The sequence below is a fragment of the Xanthomonas sp. NCPPB 2586 genome (assembly GCF_041475775.2).
Classification (GTDB): Bacteria; Pseudomonadota; Gammaproteobacteria; order Xanthomonadales; family Xanthomonadaceae; genus Xanthomonas; species Xanthomonas campestris.
On record NZ_CM192981.1, the window covers coordinates 1,458,558 to 1,484,472 of the forward strand.

Here is a 25,915-nt window from a genome sequence, read left to right on the forward strand (position 1 = left end):
GCGCTGCGATCATCCGAGCGCAGCGCACCAGGTGTGGCCGCCAACGCGTGGCGCTGACGCAACGATCGCGCGCGCTCAGGCGAACGACGGCGGCAGGTCCTCCTTGCTTGCACCGAATGCCAGGTTGGGGGTGGCCCCCATGCGGAATTCCAGCGTGCCGCCAGCGGCCAGATCGGCATGCCGCATCCAGCTGCGCGTGATCGGCGTGCCGTTCCAGGTCAGCGACTGCACGTAGAGGTTCTTGGCGCTGGTGTCGCGGGCAATGATGCGCAACGTGCGGCCGTTGCCCACGTCCAGCTCTGCGCGCTTGAACAACGGGCTGCCGAGTACGTAGTTGCCGCTGACCGGGTCCACGGCGTACAGGCCAAGTGCGCTGAGCACGAACCACGCACTCATCTGCCCGCAATCCTCGTTGCCGGACAGACCATTGCGCGCATCGTGGTATTGCTCGCGCAACAGCCGGCGCACCATCGCCTGGGTCTTGTAAGGCTGCCCGGCGTAGGCGAACAGGTACGCCACATGGTGGCTGGGTTCGTTGCCGTGCGCGTACTGGCCAACCAGGCCGTCGATATCCGGCGGTGCGTCGGCCGGCAACTCGGAGCTGGTGGAAAACAGCTCGTCCAGCTTGGCCAGGAAGCCATCGCGGCCGCCGTACAAATCCATATAGCCATACAGATCGTGCTGGTTGAGGAAGGTGGCCTGCCAGGCATTGGACTCGGTGAAATCGCGCCACTTGGCGATGTGCCCCATGCCGCGCGGGTCGAACGGTGTGGCCCAGCTGCCGTCTTCCAGGCGCGCCTGCACGAAGCCGCTGTCGCGGTTGAACACGTTGCGGTAATTGCGCGAGCGCTCGCGCAGTGCGCGTGCATCGTCGGTGGCGCCAGCGGCCTGCGCCAGGTGCGCGCAGGCCCAGTCGTCGTAGGCGTATTCCAGGGTGCGGCTGACCGCCTCGTCCACCTTGTCGGCGGGGATGTAACCGAGCTTGCGGTAGTACGCCAGGCCGTGGGTGGTGTCGTCCATCGCACGTTTGCGGTACGCCGGCCAGGCGGCTTTGTAGTCGATGCCGGTGAAGCCCTTGGCGTGCGCTTCGGCCAGCACCACCGCCGAGTGGTAGCCGATCATGCAGCCGGTTTCCACGCCCTGCAGCGGCCAGATGCCCACGCCGTCCGGGCACTCGTTGGCGCCGCGCACCAGGCACTGCACCAGGTCCGGCACGCGCTCGGGTTGCACCAGGGTGAGCAGCGGATGCGCAGCGCGGTAGGTGTCCCACAGCGAGTAGGTGCTGTAGTTGTGATACCCCTTGGGTGCGGTGTGGATCTGCAGGTCCATGCCGCGGTAGCGGCCATCGACGTCGCTGAACAACGTAGGCGCCAACAGGCTGTGATACAGGCCGGTGTAGAAGATGCGCCGTTGCGCCTCGTCGTCGCTGTCGATGCGCACGCGCCCCAGTTCCTTTTCCCACGCGGCCACGGCTTGCGCATGCACGCGGGCGAAGTCGAAGTCGGGAAGTTCGGCATCCAGGTTGGCCAACGCGTTGTCCGCGCTCACCGCCGAGATGCCGACCTTGATCAGCAACGGCGCCTCGGAGGCATCCGGATAATGCAGTGCGGCCTTGAGATGCACGCCATCGGCGCTGCGCAGCCCGGCGGCGAGGGGCTGGTCTTCGTTGTACAGCTGTACCTTTTCGAACGGGCGCGACAGCCGCATGGCGAAGTAGATATAGCGGCCCTTGGCCCATTGATAGACACGGCGACCGCCGGTGATGGTCTGTGCGTCGACCACGCGCAGCTGCGCATCGCTCACGCGGGTGGCGATGCCGGGTTTGTCCTGCATGCCATGGCACAGGTCCAGCAGCACATGCGCGGGCTTGCCCTTGGGAAAGTGGTACCGGTGCAGGCCGGCGCGCGCGGTGGCGGTGAGTTCGGCATGCACGCCGCTGTCCTTGAGCCGCACGCGGTAGTAGCCAGGCGAGGCCGCTTCATCCGCATGATCGTAGCGCGAGCGATAGCCGGCGTCGGGATCATCCAGCGGGCCGGGCACCAGCTTGACCTCGCCGGTGGCTGGCACCAGCAACACATCGAGCATGTCGCCAATGCCGGTGCCGGATAGATGCGTGTGCGAAAAGCCCATGATCGAGCCATCGGACTCGTGGTAGCCCGAGCACGAATCCCACACCGCGTTGTAGGTGTCCGGGCTGAGCTGCACCATGCCGAACGGCAGCGTGGCGCCGGGGAAGGTGTGGCCGTGGCCGCCGGTGCCGATGAAGACATCGACATGGCGGGTGAGGTCGGCGCGGGTGCGCGCATCGGCCGGCAGTGCGTAGGAGCCGGCGCGTGCGCGGGCGAGGCCTGTGGCCAGAGCGCCGCTACCGAAGAGGGCTGCTGCGATGGCGCCTTGTAGAAAACCGCGTCGTGTTGCCATGTGTCTGGTCTCGGAGTTTGCGGGCCGATGCCGGGGCACCCTCATCCGCCCTTCGGGCACCTTCTCCCGGCGGGAGAAGGGAAGATCAAGTGCTCTGTCATTCCGCCTGGAAAGGAAGATCTAGCGCTTCGGACGATCAACTACTGCGCAGCAACTGCGGTTTGCGCTGATGCAGGTCGATGATGAGTTCGCCGAACAAGGTGTTGGCCCAGGCGAACCAGTCACGCGTAAATGTGGCCGGGTTGTCCTTGTCGAAGGCCTCATGCATGAAGCCGGTGCCGGCATGCGTGGTCTTGAGCCACTGCAGGCATTGGCGCAGCTGCGCATCGTCGTCGCTGACCAGCGCGTACTGGACGATCGCCATTGGCCAGATGGTACCCATGCCGCTATGCGGGCTGCCCACGCCTTCGGCCGCGGTGCCGCGCGAGAAGTACGGGTTGCGCTCGCTCCAGGCCAGTTGACGTGTGCGCAGGAACACTGGGTCGGCGCGATCGCAACACCCCAGGTAAGCCAGGCTGAGCAGCCCGGGCGCGTTGGCGTCGTCGATGAACAACTGGTTGCCGTAGCCGTCCACTTCAAACGCCCAATACGCCTGCCCGTCGCTGTCGCGCATCTGCCCGAACTGGCGTGTGGCGGTTTCCACTTCGTCGGCCAGCGCCGTGCAGTCGGCCGCGAACGCGCTGTCGCGATGGATCTGCGTGCTCATGCTGGCCAGCTGCCGCAGCGAGGCCACCGCGAACAGGTTGGCCGGCACGAACAACGGGAATACGCAGGCATCGTCGGACGGGCGGAACATTGAATGGATCATGCCGTTGGGCTTGGTCGGCTGGCCGTAGCCTTCCAGCACCAGCGTCTCGGTGGCCAGCGGCGAGGGGCGCTGGAACACGTACGGGCCGCGGTTGTCCTTGCGCTGCTGTTCGCGGAAGGTGCGTACCACCACGTGCATCGCCTCGCGCCAGTCGTCGTCGAACGGCGCGGTGTCGCCGGTGGCACGCCAGTATTCGTGCGCGATGCGGATCGGGTAGCACAGCGAATCGATTTCCCACTTGCGCTCGCCCACACCGGGCTTCATCTCGGTGATGTCGTTGAGCGACCACTTCAGGCGCTGGGTCTGGCCATCGGGCAAGAACGCGTTGGCATACGGATCGAGCTTGATGCAGGCGGCCTGGCGCTGGATCAGGCCATGGAACATGCGCCGCAGCGCGGGGTCGCGCCTGGCCAGCGGCACGTACGGATGCACCTGCGCGGACGAATCGCGCAGCCACATCGCGTGGATGTCGCCGGTGATGACGAAGGTGTCCGGCTTGCCGTTGCGGGTGCCGGTTTCCACCGTGGTGTCGAGCGTGTTGGGGTAGCAGTTCTCGAACAGCCAGGCCAGTTCCGGGTCGGCGATGCGCGCTTTGATCTGGGTGATCTGCTGCTCCACCGCGGTGCTGACGAAGCGGCGCTGCGCCTTGGGCGGACGCTTGCTGACAAAACCCGAGGCCGGCGACGAGGTCGCTGCGCGTGCACCGGGAATGCCGCCGATCAGCGCGCTGCCTGCGGCGGCGCCGAGCATGCCCAGCATCGTGCGTCGCGAGACGCCGGCGGTAGTGGGTTGCGTGCTGTCGTCGCGCGCTGGCTCGGTGATGCTGTCTGTGGGGATCTTACGCATGGATACTCCTGATGCCGCGCCCGTGCTGCGGGCGCGTGGTGTTCGTGACGCGCATGCCGGCACTGCGCCGGCGCGCTGCGAATGGCCCTACTTTGGCAGCGGTGCGCGGCCCTGGATGGTGAGCGCCACGCTCTGGCCGGGGGCGCCGGTGTCTGGCTGGCCACCACCGACGAACAGCCGGTAATCGCCGGCTTCCACCACGCGCGTGCCTGTACGGTCCACATCGCTCAGGGCACGCGCATCCAGGGTGAAGGTGAGCGTGCGCTGCTCGCCGGGTTGCAGATGCACGCGCTGGAATCCAACCAGGCTGCGCAATGGCGACTGCGGGCGGTCTGGATACTGCAGATACACCTGCGCCACTTCATCACCCGCGCGTTCACCGGTATTGCGCACGGTGGTGGTCACCTGCAGCGGGCTGCCGGCCTGCAGCGTAGTGACGGACAGGCGCGGCGTCTCGTACGCAAAGCGGGTGTAGCTCAACCCGTAGCCGAACGGAAACAATGCCTCGCCCTTGAAATAGCGGTAGGTGCGGCCCTTCATGTCGTAGCTGACGTATGGCGGCAGGTCCTTGGTGGAGCGATAGAACGTCACCGGCAGGCGCCCGCCGGGGTTGTCGTCACCGGCCAGCGCACGGGCAATGGCGGTGCCGCCGGACTGGCCGGGGTACCACGCCGCCACGATTGCATCGGCATGGGTCTTGGCCCAATTCAATGCCACTGCGCTGCCGCTCATCAACACCACCACCAACGGCTTGCCGGAGGCCTTGGCACGCTCCAGCAAGGCCTGTTGCGCGGCGGGCAGGGCGATGTCGTTACGGTCGCCGCCGTCGAAGCCGGGCACGTCGATGCGCAACTCTTCGCCTTCCACATCGGGCGAGAGCCCAACGAAGGCCACCACCGCATCGGCCTGCGCCACGGCTTGTTCGGCTTCGGCCAACTGTGCGGCGGCCGGCGCCAGCCACTCCAGGCGCACGCCCTGGTCCTGGCCGCGGTGTTCGAGTTCCAGGCGGATCTTGCGCGGGCGGGTGTCGTCGAAATGCAGCACGGTCTCCACGCTGCGGCCATCGGCGTTGTGCATGCCGGCCGGCACGTGCTTGTCTTCGGCGTTGCCGGCGACCACCAGCTTGTCGTCGATGTACAGCCGCACCGGATCATGGCCGGTGCAATCGAAACAGCGCGCCACGCGTACTGCCAGCGTGTAATCGCCTGCACTCGGCGGCAGCAACTCGCCGCTCCAGCGCACCGCATAGCGATCGGCCGGCACGCCCTTCGCCGGTGCGACCTGGTCCCAGTTGAAACTCACCACGCGGTCCTGTCGCACCACGCGCGCAGCACCGGTCATGTCGACATTGTCGAAATATTCGCCACGCAGTCCCGGCTTGCCATCGCTGCGCAGTGCGGTCTCCGGAATCATGCCCGGCACACCGGCCGCCAGCGGCGCGCCTTGCGCGCAGCGCACCTGCTGCGCGCCGAAGCGCTGGCGCAGGCCGAGCAGCGGCGTCACCGGCTGCGATGAGGTGCCTTGGTAGTTGGCTTCCAGTGCAGCCAATGCATCGGCGTTGGGGCCGATCACCGCCAGCCGTGTGCCGGCCTTCAACGGCAGCGTGGCGTTCGCGTTCTTCAGCAGCACGATCGACTCGGCGGCTGCCTGCAACGCCAGCGCTCGGTTGCCCGCATTGTCGATGTCCTTGGCGCCGAGCCTGGCGTAGCGGTCCTTGCGCGGCGCCTGCAGCTCGCCCAGGCGGTAGCGTGCGGCGAACAAGCGCACCAGCGATTGATCGAGCAATGCTTCGTCCACTTCACCGCGTTCGATCGCGGTGCCAAGCGCGCGATAGGCAGTGCCGCAGTTGAGATCGTGGCCGGCCTTGAGCGATGCCGCCGACGATCCGGCGTTATCCGGGCGGAAATAATGGAACTGGGTCATGTCGTCCACCGCATCGCAGTCGGAGACCACAAAGCCCTTGAAGCCCCAATCGCCGCGCACGCGGCCGTTGAGCAACCAGTCCGCCGCGCATGCCGGCGTGCCGTGCAGGGAGTTGTAGGCGCACATCACCGAGCCGGCCTGGCCCTCGACCAGCGCGGCGCGGAACGCAGGTGTGTAGGTCGCTTCCACATCGCGCGGGGAGACGTCCACATCGAAACCATGCCGGCCCGGCTCCGGGCCGCTGTGCACGGCGATGTGCTTGGGCGTTGCAATCGTGCGCGGATGTTCCAGGTCATCGCCCTGCAGGCCGCGAATGAAGCCCACGGCCAGTTGCCCGGTGAGGAAGGGGTCCTCGCCATAGGTTTCCATGCCACGTCCCCAGCGCGGGTCGCGGAAGATGTTGATGTTGGGCGACCAGATGGTCAGGCCTGCGTAACGCTTGTGGTCCTTGCCCGGGCCGCCGGCCTGGTTGAACTTGGCACGTGCCTCGGTCGACACCACCGTGCCCACCTGCTGCATCAGCTGCGTATTCCAGCTGGCGGCCAGCCCGATCGCCTGCGGAAACACCGTGGCGTAGCCATTGCGCGCAATGCCGTGCAGGCCCTCGCTCCACCATTCGTAGGCGGGGATGCCCAGGCGCGGAATCGCTGGCGCCGCGTTCATCGCCTGGGCCACTTTTTCCTCGCGGCTCATCTGCGCGACCAGTGCAGCGGCACGCTGTTCCGGCGTGCCGGTGGGCGCTGCGGCCTGAGCGGGCGCACTGGTCAGCGGTGCAGCCAAGGCAAATCCGAGAGCGAGGGCCAGGCGATGCGGAAACACGGACAACGACATCATTTCACTCCTGCCGTGCGGCAGTGGCTGCGCGGCGTTGCATTGGGGTACCCGTCGCGTGGCGACGGGCAGGGATGGATCTGGATGCGGCAGGCCGTGTATCGGCGCTGCCGCGGTAGTGCGACTTCTGGCTCGCGCTGCAGTGCAGGTGCAAAGCGGTGCGATGGTGCGGGCGTGTGCGTCGCGCGTTGCACCAACGATGATGTTCACCGCGGTGCACGCGCCGCGCTCACTGAGCGCAATGTGCAGCGAACTGCAACGTCATTTGCTCTCGGCCGGCTCCGGTGGTGCACCCGCCAGCGTGCTGGCCAGGTCGCGGACCTGCAGCGCAGACTGCAACTGCGCCAGCGCTGTCTTGCTGGTCACGTGCACGGTCAGCGGCTCGCCCGGCAGCAGATCGAAGGCGTTGTCCGACAGCGCGGCGTCCACGTCGCCGAAGGATAGCCACACCTCGCGCGCCAGCGTCTTGCTGGACAGCGTGAGCGCGTAACCATCGCCATCAGCGCGCCACTGGCTGTCGATCGTGGCGGTGGGCAATGCCAGCTGCTTGGCGGCCGCGAAGAACACCACTTCGCGTGAAAGCACGGTATCGCCATCCAGCAGTTCGAACACCGCGTAGCTGCGCTTCGGATCGGCGTTGCCCAGCAATTGCTTGTCGCTGAAGTTGCCCACCTGCAGGCTGCTCAGCGGCTTGAGCGTGGCTTTTTCTTCGCGCTTGCTCAGCACCTTGCCCTCCATGCTCATCACGCGCATGCGCCAGCGCGCCTGCAGCGGCGTGGTGCGGTCGGACACCAGCGAGACCTCGGTCTGGCCCTTGTCGTTGCGCAGCGCGGCGATCATCTCCGGCGCATAGAAGCGGCGTGCGTGGTAGTGCAGCGCCTTCCAGCGGCCGTAGTAGTCCACGCTCGACCAGGAGGCGCCGGGCCACACGTCGTTGAGCTGCCAGTACAGCGAGCCCATCGACTGCGGACGCGAAGCGCGTAGATGCGAGGCGGCCAGGTTGATGCCCTCGGCCTGCATCAGCTGGCTCAGGTAGACGAAGCTTTCGAAATCCTTGGGCTCGCCGAATTCGCGGCGGATATACAGCATTAGCCGTTTGTTGCCGTTGCCCTTGTCGAACTTCTGATGCACGCGCATCACCGGCGATTCCGGATCCATGTCGCCGGGTTCGGCGAACGCGCGCACGGTACGCATGTCCGGGAACGACTGCAGGCCGTATTCGGACATGAAACGCGGAGTGACGTTGAGGTATTCGGTGACCGGCAGCGCCGGGCCGCCCCAGACCTTCCAGTAATGCATGTCGCCGTCATTGGCCTGGTCGGCGGCACCGTCGAAGTTGGTGCCGGGCGAGGTGGACCAGTACGGCACATCGCTGTCGTAGGTGGCGACCACTTCGCGGAACACGGTGCCGAACAGCGTGGTCATGCCGCGCTCGATGCGGCTGCGTTCTTCCGGGTCCACCGACTGCTTGAACTTGACCCGGTCGCCCCAGTTTTCCCAACCGGTCTGCACTTCGTTATTGCCGCACCACAACACCACGCTGGGATGGTCGCGCAGGCGTTTAACCTGCTCGATCGCTTCCTGGCGCGTGTTTTCGCGGAACTCCACGTCATACGGCGGCACCGCGCCACCGAACATGAAGTCCTGCCAGATCATGATGCCCAGCTCGTCGGCCACCTCGTAGAAGTGGTCGTCCTGGTAATGGCCGCCGCCCCACATGCGCAGCATGTTCATGTTGGCATCGCGCGCATCCTGCAGGGTGCTGCGCATGCGCGCCTGGCTGACGCGCGAGGGGAAGGCATCCAGCGGAATCAGGTTAGCGCCCTTGGCAAAGATCGGGATGCCGTTGATCACGATCTCCATGCTCTTGCCGAACTTGTCTTTTTCGCGGCGCAGCTCCACCGAACGCAGGCCGGTGATGCGCTTGATCTGCTGGCTGTCGCCATCGGCATCGCGCACCGTGGCCACGAAGGTGTAGCGGTCCTGCGCGCCGTAGCCGGCCGGGAACCAGCGCTTGGGCTTGGCGATGCGCACCGCCAGATCGATGCGGTTCTGGCCCGGGTCGACCACCGCGTCCTGGGTGAACTGGCCCACGCGTTGGCCATTCGGGCCGAGCACGTCAAGGTTGACCTGCACCGGGCCGCTGCGGCCGGCCTGCAACTCCAGCTGCGCCTGCAACTGCGCACTGTCGGCATCCACGCGCTGCTGGGCGATATGCAGCCCATCCACGCGCACCGCATCCCAGGCTTCCACACGCACGTCTTTCCAGATGCCGGCGTTGACCATGCGCGGGCCCCAGTCCCAGCCGAAGTTGTACGGCGCCTTGCGCACGTAGGTGGAGCTGTGCCGCGATTCGGGCTCGTCGCCGAAGGCCGAATCGTAGGCGCCCGGCAGCGCGTACGGCTGCTTGGCCAGCCACGGCTGGATCTTCTTGATCGGCGAAAACAGCTTCACTTCCAGCACGTTGTCGCCGCGCTTGAGCAGCGCCTTGGCGTCCACGCGCCACTGCCGGAACATGTTGTCGGCGCTGAGCAACGGCTTGCCGTTGAGGGTGACCTCGGCAAACGTATCCAGGCCATCGAACACCAGCTCCACATGCTCACGCGCGAGCGTGGTCGCATCCACGGTGAAGCGCGTCTGGTACTGCCAGTCGCTCAGGCCGGCCCACTGAATCTTGCCTTCGTTGTCGCGGTAGAACGGGTCCGGTACGACCTTGGCGGCGATCAGATCGGTCTGCACCACGCCCGGCACCTGCGCCGGCAACCAAGCCGCGGCCTTGGGGTAGGTCTTGGCCTGTTCCTGCCCCGGCACCAGCCGCACCTGCCAGCCGCTGTCCAGCGTCACGGCCGTGGGCGGCGCTGCCCAGGCCTGCGACATGGCGAAGGCGAGGGCAAGCCCGAGGCGGGCGGGTGCAGGAACACGACGTTGGCGGGACAGGGACATGCAGGGTTCTCCTTGGAGGGATCAGCGCGTGGCGGCGGGGGGCGCCTGCGCGGTGGTTTCAATCAGATGGACGGCGCCGATGGCATACAACGGGCCGGTGATGGGGGCGGTGAAGCGCAGGCACAGATCGTGCGTGCCGGTGCGTGCAGACAGCGCGCTTTCCAGTGTGAATTGTTCGCCGAGCGCGTTGCCCTTGGGCAGCGGGATGCGCGCGAGCAGCTCGCCTTCGCAACCCAGGCGCACTTCGAGTTCGCCGCCGGGTGTCTTGGCCGGGTACTTCTGCACCTTGGACTGCTCGTGCGCCAGGCCGAAGTTGCGCGCCAGGCGTGCGACGTCCACCTTGATCGCGCCCACACCATCCAGCCGCGCCTGCGGATACAGGCGGCAGGCATGGAACAGGTCCACGTTGTAGACCGGCGTGTCGGCGCCCGGCAGGTCCGGCAGCAGCGGCAGGCGCAGGCCCAGCGCCCCTTGCTCGACACAGTGGCGCAGACCCTGGGTGTCGCGGCTCAGCAGCGCGGCACGGTCAAAGGTGCGGCTGCGTGGGGCGGCCAGTGCAATGCCATCGTCGGTGAAGGCGGTGGCCTTGACGGTGGTGGGCAGCTGAATCGCGAACGGCGCCGTGTAGCGCGGTGCATCCGGCGTGGGGTCGCTGCCATCCACGGTGTAGTGCAGGCTGCCGGCGCCGCTCTGGTTGCCAAGCGATACCTTGGCCGGGCCACCGGCCAGTACCGCGTTGACGTCGCCGTCCAGATCGATGTCGGCGGCAAACGCGCCATCGCTGTAATCGATGCCCAGCGCCTGATAACGCTGCAGCTGCGCCGGCATCCGCGCCAGGAAATTCTTCCAGTCGCGCGCGGCCATCGGCGACCACGTCACTTCGGCTACCGCTGCCAGGCGCGGGAACAGCGCGTGGTCGACGTGCCAGCGCGAGGGGATGTATTCGGCCCACAACGCGCCCTGCGCGCCGAGCACATGCCTGGCCTGCTCGGCATTGAGCGCGGCCGGCACCGGGTTGAACGCGTAGACCTTCGAGAGCGGCAGCGTGGTCAGGCGGCCGTTGGGTTCATCGCTGCGCGTGGTCTGCAGGTTGTCCAGATACAGCGAATCGCCCGGTGCCAGCACCACGTCGTGGCCTTGCTTGGCGGCGGTCACCGCGCCTTCGATGCCACGCCAGGACATCACGGCCGCGCTGGCCGGCACGCCGCCTTCGAGGATTTCGTCCCAGCCGATCATGCGCCGGCCATGCTGGGTGAGGTACTGGGCCAGCTGTTCGTTGAACCAGCCTTGCATCGCGTGTGCGTCCTTGACGCCGAGCTTGCGCATCTGTGCGCGAACGGCCGGCGAGGCTTCCCATTGGTCCTTGACTGCCTCATCGCCGCCGATGTGGATGTAGGTCGACGGGAACAGCGTGAGCACTTCATCCAGCACATTGGTGATGAAGGTCAGGCTGCGTTCGCTGGTGTTGAACAGGTACGGGTTGACGCCCCAGTCCACACCCACCTGGGTGCGCACACCGGGGACGCCCACCTCTTCGGGGTAGGCGGCAACGGCCGCCTGCGCATGCCCGGGCATATCCAGCTCGGGCAGCACGGTGATGTGCAGGCGCGCCGCGTAGGCCACCACTTCGCTGATCTGTTCCTGCGTGTAGAAGCCGCCATAGCGCTCCGGTGTGCCGTGCTGGCCCGCGCCCGGCGGCGTGCGCCACGCACCCACCTCGGTGAGCTTGGGGTAGCGCTTGATCTCGATCCGCCAGCCCTGGTCATCGGTGAGATGCCAGTGCAGCACGTTGAGCTTGTGCACGGCCATCGTGTCGAGCACATGCTTGACCGTTGCCACGTCGTGGAAGTGGCGCGCCACATCCAGATGCTGGCCGCGCCAGCTGAAACGCGGCCAGTCGCGGATGGCCACCGCCGGTACCTCGACATCGCCCTTGCGTGCATCCGGGGTCATCAACTGCCATGCGCTCACGGTGCCGTAGAACAACCCGGCGCCATCACGCGCCTGGATGCGGAGGCCCTTCGCGTCGCTATCCAGGCTATAGCCTTCCTTCTGCGCTACCGGTGCCTGCGCGCTGCGTTCCAGGCGGATGCTGCCCGGTGAGGCGCTGGTTTCGTTGCGCACTTCCAGCGACAGGCCGCGCGTGCGCTTGAGCAGCTCGGCGAGATATTCGGCGCTGCGGCGTGCATCGGCATCGCCACCGACGATCGAAATCACCGTGCCGGCACCGATGTGGAAACTGCCACTGCCGCGTGTGACCTGCGCCGGTGCCGGAATCAGGGGCAGCGGTGTGTTGGCGGCAGGTGCCGCGGGGGCGCCTGCACTGGCAACGGCCGGTGCAGTGCCGGCCTCGCGTTGACCACATCCAAGCAGGGCGCTGACTGCAACGCAGCAGACAAGCAGGCGCGACGGCAATCGTGTGGACAGCAGCCGTCGCGACGACATCATGCGTGGAACAGGGCCGGTGTTGGAGATCATGCAATCACATCCCGATGTGGCAATCAGCGCGTGTCATGCAGCTTGCCACGCGCCAGGACACGGCAGCCACGCACAGTAGCAAAGCCGTGGCGAACAACGCAGGGACTGGCGCACGCTTCGTGCGCGCGCCGCCCTGTTGCATGGCGGGCTCAGCGCTGCGCCACCGGCAGCTCGTCCCACACCTTCGGATCTTCAGCGCCCAGCACCCAGCAGCTGAAGCCTTCCAGACCGTACTGCTTCACCATGTCGTAGCGTGCCTTGAAGCTGCGCGCATCCGGGCGGAATACCCACTCGCGCATATCGTCGCGGTAGAAGTAAAACCACGATTCCTGCTCCACCGGATCCCACTGCACGGTGGCGTTCTGTTCGATCGCCAGCGGGAAGGATTCGTCGGCATCGATATACGTGGCCGAGATGTTCGACGCTTCGGTGCCGTCTTCCTTCACCGGGTTGCCGGTGTACCAACGGTAGCCGTAAGTGGCAATACCCAGCGAGAGCTTTTCCTTCGGTACCTGGGTGATGGCGTAGTCCAGGTGCTTCTTCATCCACACCATGCCATCCACCGGGCCGGGCGTGGTCCAGCGGGTGTGCTGGTCGTAGGTCATGATGCTGACCAGATCGGCGGCCTGGCCCAGTGCTTTCAGGTCATACGCACCGCGCCAGTATTCCCACATCCACTTGGAAAACTGGCCGCCTTCGGCATGGCCCGGCGCATTGGGCACCACTGCCACCGACATCTTGAAACCGGCCTTGTGCAGCGCATCGGCGGTCTGCTTGACCATCAGCGTGTAGGCATCGCGATCGGTCCAGGCGATGTTCTCGAAATCGAACTGGAAGCCGTAGTACTTGTGCTGCTTGCCGTGGATCAGCAGCGATTCGATCATGCGCTTCTTGGCCGCTTCGTCATGCATCAGCTTGTGGAAGCCGTCGCGGCCGGTGGTCATCGACAGGATCGGCATCACGCGCAGATTTTTCTGCTTGGCGATGTCGTACAGATACATGTTGGGCGTGCCGTTGACCAAGCCGTTCTGATCCACGCCATACCAGGTGGGCACCACCACATCGATCTTGTCGACATTGGCCAGGAACGAATTGGTCGATTTCTGCGTGTTCATCAGATAGAACAGCGCCGTAGGGTTCTTGGCCAGCGCCAAGGTGGGCGCGCAGGCAACCGCCAGCGCGAGCAACATCCAGGTCAATCGCTTGATCATGAAGACAGGATCCGTCAGGGAGTGGAAGAGGGCGCAAGGTCGATGCGGAACACGTAGGCGCTTTCGCCGACCGGCTTGGCCGGCAGCCGCAGGTGCAAGCCATCGGCCTGTTGTTCGAAGGGAACCTTTTTGCCATTGGCCAGCAGCGTCACCCCGCGCACGCCATCGGCGGCGGTGAGCGAGCGGATCACCGCCTTGCCATCGGCCGGCCAGCCCAGTTCGATGGCATATAGCGCGCCATCGCGGGTGGTGAAGCGGAAATCTTCAGCCGTGTACGGCTTGGTCTTGACGTCCTGGAAGGTGCCGCCCACCACTTCGGTGGGGCCTTCGCCATACACGCGCCACGGCTTGCTGTCGTAGATCGCGCCGCCATTGGTCTTGAGCCACTTGCCGATCGAAAGCAGGATGCCGCGGTCGGTGTCGGGGATGGAGCCATCGGCGCGCGGGCCGATGTTGAGCATCAGGTTGCCGTTCTTGGCCACCACATCGGCCAGCATGTGGATGATGAAGGTGGGCGACTTGTAGGTGTCGTTTTCGATGTAGCCCCACGACGCATTGCTCACCGAGGTGTCGGTCTGCCAATGCGTGGGGTGGATGCCGGTGAGCTGGCCGCGCTCGATATCCAGCGTGCCGGCGCCTTCGGGGAACGCACCCAGCTTGTAGTTCACCACCACGCCACGGTCGGCTTCGGTCCGCGCCGCGCCCTGGTTGTAGTAGTACGCCAGCATGGTCGGCAGGCTGCTGCGGAAGGTGGGATGGGCGATCCACCAATCGAAATAGATCAGGTCCGGCTGATAGACATCAATCAACTCGGTGGTGCGCGCCAGCCAGTCGTCCAGCCACGCCTGCGACACCGGCGTCCAGTCGTTGGCGACATCGGCGTCGTCCTTGCCGGGCAGGCGCACCTGCGCGGGGCCGTACAGCGCCGCATAGCGCGGGTCGTTGACGTCCGAATCGAACTTGCGCCCGCCATCGAAGAACCAGTTGTGCTCGGCGCGGTGAGAGGACAGCCCGAAGTGCAAGCCTTGCGCACGGATCGCGGTGGACAACTCGCCCAGCAGGTCGCGCTTGGGCCCCATCTTCATCGCCGTCCAATCGGACAACTTCGAGTCGTACAACGCAAAGCCATCGTGATGCTCGGCCACCGGCACCACGTAGCGCGCACCGGATTCACGGAACAGCTTGGCCCAGCCAGTGGGGTCGAACTTGGGTGCGGTGAACTTGGGAATCAGGTCCTTGTAGCCGCTGCTGGCCTGCGGGCCATAGGTCGCCACGTGGTGCGCGAATTCCTTGGAGCCTTCCAGATACATGTTGCGCGAATACCACTCGCTGCCGAAGGCCGGCACCGAAAACACGCCCCAGTGAATGAAGATGCCGAACTTGGCGTTGTCGTACCACGCAGGTGATTGGTACGCCTTCAATGCGGCCCAGTCAGGGCGGAACGGCCCCTTGCGCGCGCCGGCTTGCGCTTCGCGCACCAGCCGTGCGCGTTCGGGCGCGTACTGCGCGGTGGCGTCGAGCCACTGCTGGTCGATGACCTCGGGGCTGAGCGTGGTGGCGGTCGGCGCAGTGGGCGATTGCGCAGCACTGAGCGTGGCGGCAGGCAACGCGAGCAACAGACCGAGCGCGAGCATTCGCGTTCTGGGTGCAGCTCCGGCGTGGCGGCGGGATGGAGCCGCAAGGCGGCTATCGGTCGTCATGGGAACTGCACTCCTGTGGGCAAAGACGCACCGGCATCAGGCATCCGGCCCGTGGTTGCGGAAGCGGGACTGGCCATCATCCTTCAGCGAAGGGCGATGGCCAGGTCCACTCAATGTGCACTGCATGCACTGTCGTTGCCCCATGCAACGACAGAAAAAAAGGCGCGCCACCGTGGAGGGTCGGTGGCGCGCCGTCACACCATCAGAACTTGAAGTTGAGCTGTGCCTGGTAGCCGCGGCCGTTCTTGTAGAACGCGGTCGGGGTATCACGCGTGTTGCTGAAGACCCGGTAGGTGGAATCCAGCAGGTTGGTCGCGCCGAAGGTGATGCCCATGTAATCGGTGATCTGGTAGGAGGCGTTCAGATCCAGCTGCTTGTAGGCATCTGCAAAGTCACGCGACTGCAGGCGACCGATCTGGGTGAAGTACTTCGAGCGGTAGCTGTAGTTCACGCGCACCGTCCAGTCGCCGTGTTCCCAGTACGGAATCACGTTGTAGGTATCGCGCGACAGGTACGGCAGGTTCAAGCCGGAGCTGGAATCGGATTCGGCAAAGGTGTAGTTGGCCTGCAAGCCAAAACCCAGACCGAAGGTCTGCTGGTAGTTGACCGACACGCCGGTGACCTTGGCGTCCGACACGTTGACCGGCGTGGTGACCTGGTAATCGCCCGGCCGGGCCGGCGGTGCCGGATTCAACGGCTGCGTGGTGGTAGTGCTTACGATGTAGGAGCTGATGTCGCGATAGAACACTTCACCGGACAACATGCTGGACGGGGCGAAATACCACTCGGCCGCCAGATCGTAGTTGGTGGATTCGTACGGGTTCAGATCCGGGTTGCCGCCGTTGGCGGTCAGGTCACCGGTACCGCTGTTGATGGTGAACGTGCCGGCCAGGTCGGCATAACGCGGACGTGCAATCACCTTGGCCGCCGAGAAGCGCAGCACGGCATCGTCGGTAACGTCATAGGCGATATTGAAGCTTGGCAGTGCTTTGCGGTAATCGTTGGTTTCGGCCACACGGTCGAAGTTGGCGCCGCCGTCGTTGCTCTGCCAGAACTCGGATTTATTGGTTGTGTCGACCAGGCGCACGCCGACGTTACCGCGCCATTGGCCGGATTCGAAGTTCAACTGCGTGTAGACGTTCTGGGTAATTTCCTTGACCTGGAACGAGGCGCCGAAGTCGGTGAGGTACGGACCCTGCGGCTGCGACAATAGATAGTTGCGCACCGAATCCAGACTCGCGGTCGACCAGTTGGTGAGATCGCCACTGGCACCCAAACCGTCGTACAGGCTGCTGGGCGTTCTGCCGGGATTGAACTGCGTCAACGACACTGCGTCGGTGGAGTTGATGCGATTGCCGCGTGCCTCTACGCCATTGTTGTGGTTGATGTACTTGTAGCCGAACTGCAGCTTGGTGAACGGGCCCCATTCCAGGTCGCGCGAGGCGTCCCACTGGAAGTACTTTTCGTCGTCCTTGCTCTTCTGGTAGGCGATACCGCCGGCCTGCATGATAGGCGTCCCTGTACCGGGAACATTACCCACCTGACCTGGTGCCAGGCCTGCCGGATTGCCCGGTAACACCCAGTTGGCCGCGCCACCATTCTCATAATTGACCGCAGTGTTGCGGCCATCAAAGGCGTAGTTATAGCCGCCATCCTGCATCAGGTACTTCATCAGGTATTCGGGGTTCTTGCCACCCGTCGCCTCGGTGTAACCACCCTGCGTGGTGAAGACCCACTTTTCGCCCGACCAGTCGTGACGCAGGTTCAGGCTTTTGGTGGTAACAGTACTTTCGCGATAGATCGTGTCCAGCTGCGAATAGGGTTGGGCAAGACCGTTATCGGCGAAATTTGCAGACGTGACCACGCCATCCTGTACTGTCGCCCTATCGATCAGACGCATATTGTTGATCTGGACCTGGTTTCCGTTCGCGTCCAGCGACCCATCGGCTGCCGGAGAAGAACAGTTCGGGCAGACATAGCGCGCCTGGCTGAAGTTGTTGTACTTGCCCTTGATGTACAGACCGGTCAGGTTGAACTCGTTCTGCTCGTTGGGCTTCCACTGCAATGCACCCTGCAGGCCGCTGCGCTCGCGGGTCTGCTGGAAGAATGCACTGCTGATGCCGGCCGGCACGCGGGCGGTGGCCACATCGCTGCCGTCGCCGGTGATGGTGGCGCTGGCGGGGATGTTGGCACCGGTGGTGTAGCCGAAGTATTCGATACCGGCGCGTGCCAGGTCCTGCTTGTCGTGCGTGGCGGAGATCAACGCGCCGAAGGTTTCGTCGTCGTTCTTCCAGCTCCACAACGCCGAGCCGCGCGGATTACCTTCTTCCGAGCGATCGTTGTAGTTGTAGCCGATCGAGCCGCGGATGGTGTTCTTGGGCAGGTCCAGCGGCTTGCGGGTGTGCACGATCACGGTGCCGCCGATCGAGCCTTCGTCGATGCGCGCCTCGGGGGTCTTGTAGACCTCCATCAGGCCGATGATTTCCGGCGACAGCAGCGTGTAGTTGAAGGTACGGCCGCTGGTGTCGGTCGGGTTGCCGCCCCAGTCGCCGGAGGCGATGGTCTGGCCATTGAGCAGCACGCGGTTCAATGCCGGGTCGGTGCCGTTGATGCTGACCTTTTCGCCTTCGCCGAACTGGCGGTCGACGCTGATGCCCGGCAGGTGCGAGAGCGATTCTGCGGCGTTGATGTCCGGGAACTTGCCGATGTCTTCGGCGCTGATGGCGTCGACGATCGAGTTGGCCGAGCGCTTGACCGCCTGGCTCTTCTCCAGCGAAGCGCGGTAGCCGGTGACGGTGATCGTGTCCAGCTCGGTGGTGGACGAGGGCGCGTTTGGAGCAGCTTGCGGAGCGGCTTGCTGTTCTTGTCCGGCAGCCATGGCAGCGCCGGAGTAGTACAGGGCGGCGGTAATACAGAATGCTAACGTCGTGGTGCGGCTGTGCATGGCTAAACCTCGTTGGTTAGTGCTTTGAGCGCGGATGGCCCGTGGTGAGGCGCAACGCGCTCGGCGTGGCCGGCAAAACAACACGCCCTGACCGATCGCGGTGATCGCCTGACCGAACTTCGGGCGAAGTGCGGCTGCGGTAATTCGCGTGGTAGAGGAGGTGTCCCCCGTGTGGTGGTGCAGTGGAGCGAACGCGACATCTGCGAGTGCAGCGCCCCATGACGCGTGGCTCGCAAATCTGGATGTTCCGGGCGAGGGGCGCGCCAATCCGTACAGTCGTAAAACAGTCCATGGCCCCTCCTGCCTGAACTCCGATTTCAATCGAGTCTCGCGTAGCGTTGACAGCGTTGTCAACACATCGTCACAGATCTCTGAAGTGGCTGCGATTGCGCTGCAATGCAGCATTTTTGTGCGGTGGTTTGCGGAACGCCAGCGGCGCTGCGCAATTGGGCCGCACGCGATGTGTGCAGCCATCGGCCGTTTCTATGGCTGATGTGCAATTCAAGCCGACATCACTAAAGTTTGTGCCGGAATCACCATTACCAGCGCTGATATTTGTTGGATGATGGAATTTGCCGCGCGCGCGACGCAGTACGCGCGCGACGGTTGCGTTACAGGACGATTGCTGACAACGTTGTCTACCCGCTCGCCGTTCGTCGGCCAGCAGGACGATGTCGGCCCCGCTGCCACTTATCAGGAGAATGCGTGAGCGCAAGCAGCCCAATGGAAGCGGTGGCATTTCCGCGCCCCGAAACCTTCGTTGCCGCCGATGTCGGAGGAACGCATGTGCGCCTGGCGCTGGCCTGCGAGAGCAACGATCCGCGCAAGCCGGTCACCGTGCTGGATTACCGCAAGTACCGCTGCGCTGATTACCCGGGCCTGGCCGAGATCATGGCCGCGTTCTTTGCCGAGCTGTCCTGCGCGCCGGTGCGCCGTGGCGTGATCGCCAGCGCCGGGTATGCACTGGAAGATGGCCGTGTGATCACCGCCAATCTGCCGTGGGTGCTGGCGCCGGAGCAGATCCGCCAGCAGCTCGGCATGCAGGCCTTGCACCTGGTCAACGATTTCGAAGCGGTCGCCTACGCGGCCAATTACATGACCGGCAATCAGGTCATGCAGCTGTCCGGCCCCGCCCAGGGCGCTCCTGGCCCGGCGTTGGTGCTCGGCCCGGGCACTGGCCTGGGCGCGGCGCTGTGGATTCCCAATGGGGGGAACTCGGTGGTGCTGCCGACCGAGGCCGGCCACGCCGCACTGGCGGCAGCCAGCGATCTGGAAGTGGCCTTGCTGCAGGAGTTGCGCCGCACGCGCACCCATGTGGCGACCGAACACTTTCTCTCCGGCCCGGGCTTGCTCACGCTGTATACCGCGCTGGCCACGCTGCGCGACGCGCCGGCGGTGCACGCCACCCCGGCTGCGGTCACTGCCGCAGCACTGGCGGGTGACGACGTGCTGGCGCACGAGGCGCTGCAGACGTTCTGCGGTTTCATGGGCAGCGTGGTCGGCGACATGATGCTGTTGTACGGCGTGCGCAGCGGTGTGTATCTGGCCGGTGGTTTCCTGCCGCAGATTGCCGACTTCATCGCCCGCAGCGACTTCGCTGCCCGCTTGCTCGACAAGGGCCCGCTGCGCCCTGCGCTGGAGCAGGTGCCGGTGCGCATCGTCGAACATGGCCAGCTTGGCGTGATCGGTGCCGCCAGCTGGTTCCTGCAGCACGGCCGCTAAGCGCCCGGGTTTCGCGGGGCGCGGAGGCAGCATGCGTTCGGTACGCAGCGCTACCACGCGCCTGGTGTAGCCGGACACACGTAGGAGCGCTCTCGGGCGCGATGAAGCTCTACCGGTAGAGCCCTCGCGCCCAAGGGCGCTCCTACATAAGAGCGGATCGCCTCACAGCCAGCGCCTGGTCCGCGGAATGCTTGGTCAGCGCGGTACGTGCCTGGCTGAAGTCCGCCCTAAGATTCCCAATTCGACTGCTGCGCGCCGTCATCACGCAACCCGCTGATGCCGATGTCGAGATGCGCGGCTTCGATAGGTAAGCAGGGATAAGTAAGCAGGAAAGTCACAGCACATCGTAGGAGCGCCCTCGGGCGCGATGAGGCTCTACCGATAACGCCCTCGCGCCCGAGCGCGCTCCTACAGAAACGTAGCCCTGACAGGGCGTGCCTGGCCAGTGCCGCACACACACGAACAACCGGCCCTACAAATCCCCAAATCGCGACTGCAGCGCCGCAATCGCTGCCAATCCCGCGGTTTCGGTGCGCAGGATGCGGGGACCCAGGCGCAAGCCGGTAAAGCCGGCCTCGCCCAGCGTTGTGCGGTCGCGCGGTGACCAGCCGCCTTCCGGGCCAATCGCCACAATCAGCTCTTGCCCGGGCTGCACCGCCAGCGTGCCCAGGCGATGTTCGCCGTGCGGGTCCAGCGTCAACCGCAGCGCCTGTGCATCGCTTGCACGCGCGGCGTCCTGCAGCGAGGAAGGCGGTGCCAGCGAGGGAATGCGTGCGCGCCCGGATTGCTCGCAGGCCGAGACAATCACGCTGCGCCAATGCGCCATGCGTTTTTCCAGGCGCGCGGCATCCAACTTCACCTCGGTGCGCTCGGCATTGACCGGCACGACCGCTGTCACGCCGAGCTCGGTGGCTTTCTGCAGAATCAGGTCCATCTTCTCGCCGCGCGCAATGCCCTGCAGCAGGGTGATTGCCAGCGGCGGTTCGTTGCTCACTGCCTCGACGCGCTCGACCACAGCCCGCGCCTCGCGCTTGCCGGCCACGGTGATGCGTGCGTGGTAGTCACTGCCGTCGCCATTGAACAGCACGCAGGCATCGCCTTCGCGCAGCCGCAGCACACGCAGCAGGTGGTTGGCCGATTCCTCCGGCAGCGTGACATCGCCGCCGCTGTGCAGCGGCAATGCAACATACGAACGGGTCAGGCGCATGCAACGGCCTTGGCGATGGCGTGGCGGGTGGTGTCGGCAAGCAGCGCAAGCTGTGCGTCGTCCACGCAATACGGCGGCATCCAGTACAGCACGTCGCCCAACGGGCGCAGCACCACGCCACGTGCCAATGCAGCGCGGTAAGCCTGCAGGCCCACGCGCGCGGCGGCGGGGAAGGGCGTGCGCTTGTCGCCGCCCTGGGTGAGCTCGAAGGCCACGATCATGCCGGCCTGGCGCACGTCGGCCACCGCGCTGTGCTCGCCGATCTGCGCAGCGAGCTGGGTCATGTGTGCAGCGGTACGTTGGTTACGCGCAATGATGTCGTCGTCGGCGAAGATCTGCAGCGTCGCCAGCGCCGCCGCACACGCCAGCGGGTTGCCGGTGTAGCTGTGCGAATGCAGGAAGGCGCGCTCGCGCGAGTCATCCAGAAACGCGTCATACAGCTGCTGCGTGGCCAGTACCGCCGACAGGGGCAGGAAGCCACCGGTGAGTCCTTTCGACAGGCACAACAGATCCGGCATCACGCCGGCCTGTTCGCAGGCGAACAAGGTGCCGGTGCGGCCAAAGCCGGTGGCGATCTCGTCGGCGATCAGGAACACGCCATGCGCATCGCACAGTTCGCGCGCGCGGCGCAGGTAGGCCGGGTGATACATGCGCATGCCGCCGGCGCACTGCACCCGCGGCTCCAGGATCAAGGCGCAGATTTCGCCCGGGGATTGCTCCAGCAGATGCTGCAGTGCATCGGCCGCCTGCAACGCGTAGTCCTCGGCGCTCTGTCCCGGCTCGGCCAGGTACGCATCGGGCGAAGGCGCGAAGATCGATTCCAGCAACAGCGGCGCGTACACGCGGCGGTACAGCGGAATGTCGCCCACCGACAGCGCACCGATGGTCTCGCCGTGGTAACCGTTCTCCAGCGCGATGAAACGCGTGCGGCGGTGCTCGTCACGGTTGTGGAAATAGTGGAAGGCCATCTTCAAGGCGACTTCCACCCCGGCCGAGCCATTGTCGGCGTAGAACACCTTGGCCAGTGGCGCGCGGTCGGGCTGGCGCGGCGCGATGGCCAACAGCCGCTCGGCCAGTTGCACGGCGGGCGCATGCGTGAAGCCGGCCAGCATCACCTGTTCCAACCTGCCGGCCTGCTGCGCGATGGCCGCGCCGATGCGCGGTTCGGCGTGTCCAAACAGGTTGGTCCACCAGCTGCTGACCGCATCCAGATAGTGGCGGCCATCGTGGCCGATCAGCCAGGCGCCGTCGCCACGTGCGATCGGCACCAGGGGTAGTGTGTGCGGGTGCTCGCGCATCTGGGTGCAGGGGTGCCACACCACCGCAAGATCGCGTTGCCGCCAATGTTCGGCAGCTTCGAAGGCTGCCGGGTCTGCTAGGATTTCGGGCTCATGAACATGTCGATGCATCTGCCTATTCTATCGGCCGGCTCCGCCGCTGCGTGCTGCGCATGAGCACGCGTCTGCCGACCATCCACAAGATCACCGATCTGGGCGAAGGGCCGTTCCGGCGTCAGCAGCTGGATCTGGAATTTTCCAACGGCGAGCGGCGCCTGTACGAACGTCAGCTCAGCCAGGGCCACGGCGCGGTGGTGGTGGTGCCGATGCTCGATGCGCAGACCGTGCTGCTGGTACGCGAGTACGCCGCTGGCGTGCACCGCTACGAGCTGGGCCTGGTCAAGGGCCGCATCGATGCCGGCGAGACGCCCGAGCAGGCCGCCGACCGCGAGCTCAAGGAAGAAGCCGGCTACGGCGCGCGCCAGGTGCAGGTGCTGCGCGCCATGACGCTTGCTCCTACTTATATGAGTCACCAATCCTGGCTGGTGCTGGCGCGCGACCTCTACCCCGAGCGTCTGCCCGGCGACGAACCCGAAGAACTGGATGTCATCCCCTGGCCCTTGGCACGCCTGGACGAACTGATGCTGCGCGAAGACTTCTCCGAGGGCCGCTCCCTGGCGGCCCTGTTCATTGCGCGCGAGTGGCTGGAGCGCAACCCATGATCCGCATCCCGATGGAATTGCGCGAGACCGTGATCGCGATCGCGCGCCAGGCCGGCGACGCCATCATGGAGGTGTACGCGCAGGATTTCGCTGTCGAGATCAAGGCCGACGCCAGCCCGTTGACCCAGGCCGACCTGGCCGCCAACCGCGTCATCGTGGAAGGCTTGCGCCGGGTCACGCCGGATGTGCCGGTGTTGTCGGAAGAGTCTGTCCACGTGGCCTGGGAAGAACGCCAGTACTGGACCAGCTATTGGCTGGTCGACCCGCTGGATGGCACGCGCGAGTTCGTCAAGCGCAATGGCGAGTTCAGCGTCAACATCGCCCTGATCCACATGGGCGCGCCGGTGCTCGGCGTGGTGCAGGCGCCGGTCGATGGGCGGGTCTGGTATGCGGCGCGCGGTGAGAACGCCTACCGCCGCGATGGCGACCGCGACGAAATGCTGCATTCGCGCACGCCCGCTGCTGCCCCGTTACGGGTCGCCGCCAGCCGCTCGCATCGCGATGCACGCACGGCCGCCGCGCTGGAACGCATGGGCCAGATCGACGTGGTGGCGCAGGGCTCCTCATTGAAGTTCTGCCGCATCGCCGAAGGCGAGCTGGATGTGTACCCGCGCTTCGGTCCCACCTCCGAGTGGGACACCGCCGCTGGCCAGTGCGTGCTGCATGCCGCCGGTGGCGCGTTGCTCGCGGCCGGCACCGGCAAGCCGTTCCGCTACAACCGCCGCGACACCTTGCTCAATGGCGACTTCATCGCCCTGGGCGACCCCGGCTTGCCGTGGCGCGACTGGCTGGTGTAAGCCTGCCGCCCCGCCGTACCCAACGAGAGATCCGATGAGCCAACCTCCTTCCAGCGGCGACGTCGCGCACCTGCTGCAGCTGATGGCGCGCCTGCGCGACCGCGAGCAGGGCTGCCCGTGGGATGTCGAACAGACCTTCGCCACCATCGCGCCGTATACCATCGAAGAAGCCTACGAAGTGGCCGATGCGATCGATCGCCACGACCTGCCCGGCCTGCAGGACGAATTGGGCGACCTGTTGTTGCAGGTGGTTTTTCACGCGCAGATGGCGTCTGAGCAAGGTGCCTTCGGGTTTGCCGACGTGGTCGCCAGCATCAGCGACAAGCTGGTGCGTCGCCATCCGCATGTCTTCGGCGCGCAGCAGGTGGATGGCGCGCAGGCAGTGAGCGCCAACTGGGAGCAGATCAAGCGCGAGGAGCGCCGTGCGGCGGGAGAGAAAGACAGCTCCGCGCTGGCCGGCATCGCACGCGGGTTGCCGGAGTGGCAACGGGCCACCAAGTTGCAGTCGCGCGCGGCGCGGGTCGGTTTCGACTGGCCCGGCCCGGCGCCGGTGCTGGAAAAACTGCAGGAAGAAATCGATGAGCTGCGCGTGGAGTTTGCGCGTGGCCCGGTCGCCGACAACCAGGCACGACTGGAAGACGAGTTGGGCGATGTGCTGTTTGTCTGCGCCAACCTGGCCCGGCATGCCAAGGTGGATGTGGGCGCGGCGTTGCGCCACGCCAACCTGAAATTCGAGCGTCGCTTCCGCGCGATGGAGGCATATGCCCAGGCCGACGGTACCGCGCTGGACGCGTTGTCGCTGAGCGAACAGGAAGCGTTGTGGCAACGCGTCAAGCGTGACGAGCCCGCCGCGCAGTGAGCGCAGCACTGACCACGCTGCTGTTGTTCGTGGCCACCGCGGTGGCCGAGTTGGTGGGTTGCTACCTTCCTTATCTTTGGCTGCGCAAAGGCGGCAGCGTGTGGCTGCTGCTGCCGGCGGCACTCAGCCTGGCGGTGTTCGTCTGGTTGTTGACCTTGCACCCGGCCGCCAGCGGCCGCGTGTATGCCGCCTATGGTGGCGTCTACATCGCCACCGCACTGCTGTGGTTGTGGTGGGTGGACCGGGTGACACCCACGCGGTGGGATCTGCTCGGCGCCGGCTGCTGCCTGCTGGGCATGGCCATCATCATGTTCTCGCCGCGCTCCGGTTGAGTGCGCTCGTGCGGGTGGGTCACAGGCATGCAGTGCCTTGCCATCGCGCTGCACGTTGAGGCAAAGCCTTTCCACACCTTCTTAGAACCTGTTCACGATCTTCTGAGTAATAGCGCCAAGAAGGCCAAATGGATGAACTGCAGGCTGGTGTTGAGTTTGCGCTCGCAGTTCTTCCATAGCCTTCGGTTCTTCTCCAGCCAAGCAAAACTACGCTCGACGATCCATCGCTTGGGCATGACCTTGAAGGTGTGCAGTTCGCTGCGCTTGGCAATCTGCACCGTGAGCTGCTCGCCTAAAATCTCTCGCACGCCGTCGGCAAACCGTACGCCGGTGTAACCGCTGTCGCACAGTAAGCTTTGTACATGCGTCAAATTTGACTGGCAGCGCTCCAACGCCTGCAGCGCACCTTTGCGGTCGGTCACCTCCGCCGTCGTCACCGCGATTGCATGGGGCAATCCCTGAGTATCAACAGCGATATGCCGCTTGATGCCCGACACCTTCTTGCCCGCGTCATATCCCTTTTGCCCTGCTGTGTCCGTGTTCTTTACGCTCTGCGCGTCCACGATCAAGAACCTGGTGCAGGCGTTGCGCTCCTGTCTGGCGCGGGCCACGCCAACCTGATTTTTTAAGTGCCTGCTCCAGCAGGCTCACTCCCTCATCGTTGCACTCGCTCCACTTGGCAAAGTACGAGTGCACGGTCCGCCACTTTGGAAAGTCGCTGGGTAGCGCTCGCCATTGGCAACCGGTTCGCAGCAAGTACAACACTGCGCACCACACCTCATACACATCCACACGGCGTGGCTTGGTGCGCTTACGCGCTTGTTCCAGGATCGGCAGCACGTGTTCGAACTGCTCCCGGCTCATGTCACTTGGATAGGTCTTTTGGCGCATCCG

Annotated in this window: 16 protein-coding genes; 5 read left to right on the forward strand and 11 right to left on the reverse strand. The window is 65.3% G+C overall.

Annotated features, from left to right (window positions below; all coding sequences use genetic code 11):
- Nucleotides 1-75 precede the first annotated feature (75 nt).
- From ACCQ09_RS06120 to ACCQ09_RS06155, 8 genes are all read right to left on the reverse strand, one after another.
- Nucleotides 76-2,421, reverse strand: coding sequence for a GH92 family glycosyl hydrolase (locus ACCQ09_RS06120; RefSeq protein ID WP_040940890.1), 2,346 nt, complete (start codon nucleotides 2,419-2,421; stop codon nucleotides 76-78).
- 136 nt (nucleotides 2,422-2,557) lie between these two features.
- Entirely contained in the window at nucleotides 2,558-3,988 is a 1,431-nt protein-coding gene (locus ACCQ09_RS06125) for a glycoside hydrolase family 125 protein (RefSeq protein ID WP_040942261.1), read from the reverse strand.
- Between the two features lie 174 nt (nucleotides 3,989-4,162).
- On the reverse strand, nucleotides 4,163-6,829 hold the full coding sequence (locus ACCQ09_RS06130; protein WP_040942262.1) for a glycoside hydrolase family 3 C-terminal domain-containing protein: 2,667 nt from the start codon (nucleotides 6,827-6,829) through the stop codon (nucleotides 4,163-4,165).
- A gap of 261 nt (nucleotides 6,830-7,090) precedes the next feature.
- Nucleotides 7,091-9,772, reverse strand: a complete 2,682-nt coding sequence (locus ACCQ09_RS06135) for a beta-mannosidase (RefSeq protein WP_228428389.1) — start codon at nucleotides 9,770-9,772, stop codon at nucleotides 7,091-7,093.
- 21 nt (nucleotides 9,773-9,793) lie between these two features.
- Entirely contained in the window at nucleotides 9,794-12,250 is a 2,457-nt protein-coding gene (locus tag ACCQ09_RS06140; RefSeq protein WP_228428390.1) for a family 20 glycosylhydrolase, read from the reverse strand.
- Between the two features lie 149 nt (nucleotides 12,251-12,399).
- Nucleotides 12,400-13,461 carry a glycosyl hydrolase family 18 protein gene (locus ACCQ09_RS06145; protein WP_011038014.1) on the reverse strand — a complete coding sequence of 354 codons (1,062 nt, stop codon included), beginning with the start codon at nucleotides 13,459-13,461 and terminating at the stop codon, nucleotides 12,400-12,402.
- A gap of 14 nt (nucleotides 13,462-13,475) precedes the next feature.
- Nucleotides 13,476-15,161, reverse strand: coding sequence for an alpha-L-fucosidase (locus tag ACCQ09_RS06150; protein WP_228428391.1), 1,686 nt, complete (start codon nucleotides 15,159-15,161; stop codon nucleotides 13,476-13,478).
- A gap of 202 nt (nucleotides 15,162-15,363) precedes the next feature.
- Complete coding sequence (locus tag ACCQ09_RS06155) at nucleotides 15,364-18,105, reverse strand: TonB-dependent receptor (protein WP_228428392.1); 2,742 nt, start codon at nucleotides 18,103-18,105, stop codon at nucleotides 15,364-15,366.
- 723 nt (nucleotides 18,106-18,828) lie between these two features.
- Between ACCQ09_RS06155 and ACCQ09_RS06160 the strand changes: the two genes are divergently transcribed.
- Nucleotides 18,829-19,827 carry a glucokinase family protein gene (locus ACCQ09_RS06160; protein ID WP_029216849.1) on the forward strand — a complete coding sequence of 333 codons (999 nt, stop codon included), beginning with the start codon at nucleotides 18,829-18,831 and terminating at the stop codon, nucleotides 19,825-19,827.
- 472 nt (nucleotides 19,828-20,299) lie between these two features.
- Here ACCQ09_RS06160 and ACCQ09_RS06165 read toward each other — a convergent pair whose 3' ends face one another.
- Together ACCQ09_RS06165 and bioA are read right to left on the reverse strand one after the other, a co-directional pair.
- A complete protein-coding gene (locus ACCQ09_RS06165; protein WP_011038010.1) occupies nucleotides 20,300-21,034 on the reverse strand; it encodes a 16S rRNA (uracil(1498)-N(3))-methyltransferase in 735 nt (244 codons plus the stop codon).
- The gene (gene bioA, locus ACCQ09_RS06170) at nucleotides 21,025-22,443 is read right to left on the reverse strand and encodes an adenosylmethionine--8-amino-7-oxononanoate transaminase (protein ID WP_011038009.1); all 1,419 of its coding nucleotides are present in this window, start codon (nucleotides 22,441-22,443) and stop codon (nucleotides 21,025-21,027) included. The genes ACCQ09_RS06165 and bioA overlap by 10 nt, the downstream gene beginning before the upstream one ends.
- Before the next feature lie 41 nt (nucleotides 22,444-22,484).
- Here bioA and nudE point away from each other — a divergent pair, with 41 nt between their 5' ends.
- The 4 genes from nudE to ACCQ09_RS06190 are packed head-to-tail and all read left to right on the forward strand — an operon-like array spanning nucleotide 22,485 to nucleotide 25,021.
- On the forward strand, nucleotides 22,485-23,033 hold the full coding sequence (nudE, locus tag ACCQ09_RS06175) for an ADP compounds hydrolase NudE (RefSeq protein WP_029216848.1): 549 nt from the start codon (nucleotides 22,485-22,487) through the stop codon (nucleotides 23,031-23,033).
- On the forward strand, nucleotides 23,030-23,830 hold the full coding sequence (cysQ, locus tag ACCQ09_RS06180) for a 3'(2'),5'-bisphosphate nucleotidase CysQ (protein WP_011038007.1): 801 nt from the start codon (nucleotides 23,030-23,032) through the stop codon (nucleotides 23,828-23,830). Before nudE ends, cysQ begins: the two co-directional genes overlap by 4 nt.
- Before the next feature lie 34 nt (nucleotides 23,831-23,864).
- Nucleotides 23,865-24,689, forward strand: coding sequence for a nucleoside triphosphate pyrophosphohydrolase (mazG, locus tag ACCQ09_RS06185; protein ID WP_012437729.1), 825 nt, complete (start codon nucleotides 23,865-23,867; stop codon nucleotides 24,687-24,689).
- A complete protein-coding gene (locus ACCQ09_RS06190; RefSeq protein ID WP_012437730.1) occupies nucleotides 24,686-25,021 on the forward strand; it encodes a YnfA family protein in 336 nt (111 codons plus the stop codon). The genes mazG and ACCQ09_RS06190 overlap by 4 nt, the downstream gene beginning before the upstream one ends.
- 92 nt (nucleotides 25,022-25,113) lie before the next feature.
- Here the strand turns inward: ACCQ09_RS06190 and ACCQ09_RS06195 are convergent.
- Nucleotides 25,114-25,912 (reverse strand): IS5 family transposase gene (locus ACCQ09_RS06195; RefSeq protein ID WP_100665827.1). Its coding sequence is split into 2 segments (ribosomal slippage): nucleotides 25,114-25,642 and nucleotides 25,641-25,912, totalling 801 coding nucleotides; the frame shifts between segments, so codons are not numbered across the junction.
- Nucleotides 25,913-25,915 lie beyond the last annotated feature (3 nt).

What these genes read in the sequence shown, in the direction of transcription:
- ACCQ09_RS06120 (WP_040940890.1), bottom strand. Translation starts at nt 2,421, where the DNA reads ATGGCAACACGACGCGGTTTTCTACAAGGCGCCATCGCAGCAGCCCTC.
- ACCQ09_RS06125 (WP_040942261.1), bottom strand. Translation starts at nt 3,988, where the DNA reads ATGCTGGGCATGCTCGGCGCCGCCGCAGGCAGCGCGCTGATCGGCGGC.
- ACCQ09_RS06130 (WP_040942262.1), bottom strand. Translation starts at nt 6,829, where the DNA reads ATGTCGTTGTCCGTGTTTCCGCATCGCCTGGCCCTCGCTCTCGGATTT.
- ACCQ09_RS06135 (WP_228428389.1), bottom strand. Translation starts at nt 9,772, where the DNA reads ATGTCCCTGTCCCGCCAACGTCGTGTTCCTGCACCCGCCCGCCTCGGG.
- ACCQ09_RS06140 (WP_228428390.1), bottom strand. Translation starts at nt 12,250, where the DNA reads ATGATCTCCAACACCGGCCCTGTTCCACGCATGATGTCGTCGCGACGG.
- ACCQ09_RS06145 (WP_011038014.1), bottom strand. Translation starts at nt 13,461, where the DNA reads ATGATCAAGCGATTGACCTGGATGTTGCTCGCGCTGGCGGTTGCCTGC.
- ACCQ09_RS06150 (WP_228428391.1), bottom strand. Translation starts at nt 15,161, where the DNA reads ATGACGACCGATAGCCGCCTTGCGGCTCCATCCCGCCGCCACGCCGGA.
- ACCQ09_RS06155 (WP_228428392.1), bottom strand. Translation starts at nt 18,105, where the DNA reads ATGCACAGCCGCACCACGACGTTAGCATTCTGTATTACCGCCGCCCTG.
- ACCQ09_RS06160 (WP_029216849.1), top strand. Translation starts at nt 18,829, where the DNA reads ATGGAAGCGGTGGCATTTCCGCGCCCCGAAACCTTCGTTGCCGCCGAT.
- ACCQ09_RS06165 (WP_011038010.1), bottom strand. Translation starts at nt 21,034, where the DNA reads ATGCGCCTGACCCGTTCGTATGTTGCATTGCCGCTGCACAGCGGCGGC.
- bioA (WP_011038009.1), bottom strand. Translation starts at nt 22,443, where the DNA reads ATGCATCGACATGTTCATGAGCCCGAAATCCTAGCAGACCCGGCAGCC.
- nudE (WP_029216848.1), top strand. Translation starts at nt 22,485, where the DNA reads ATGAGCACGCGTCTGCCGACCATCCACAAGATCACCGATCTGGGCGAA.
- cysQ (WP_011038007.1), top strand. Translation starts at nt 23,030, where the DNA reads ATGATCCGCATCCCGATGGAATTGCGCGAGACCGTGATCGCGATCGCG.
- mazG (WP_012437729.1), top strand. Translation starts at nt 23,865, where the DNA reads ATGAGCCAACCTCCTTCCAGCGGCGACGTCGCGCACCTGCTGCAGCTG.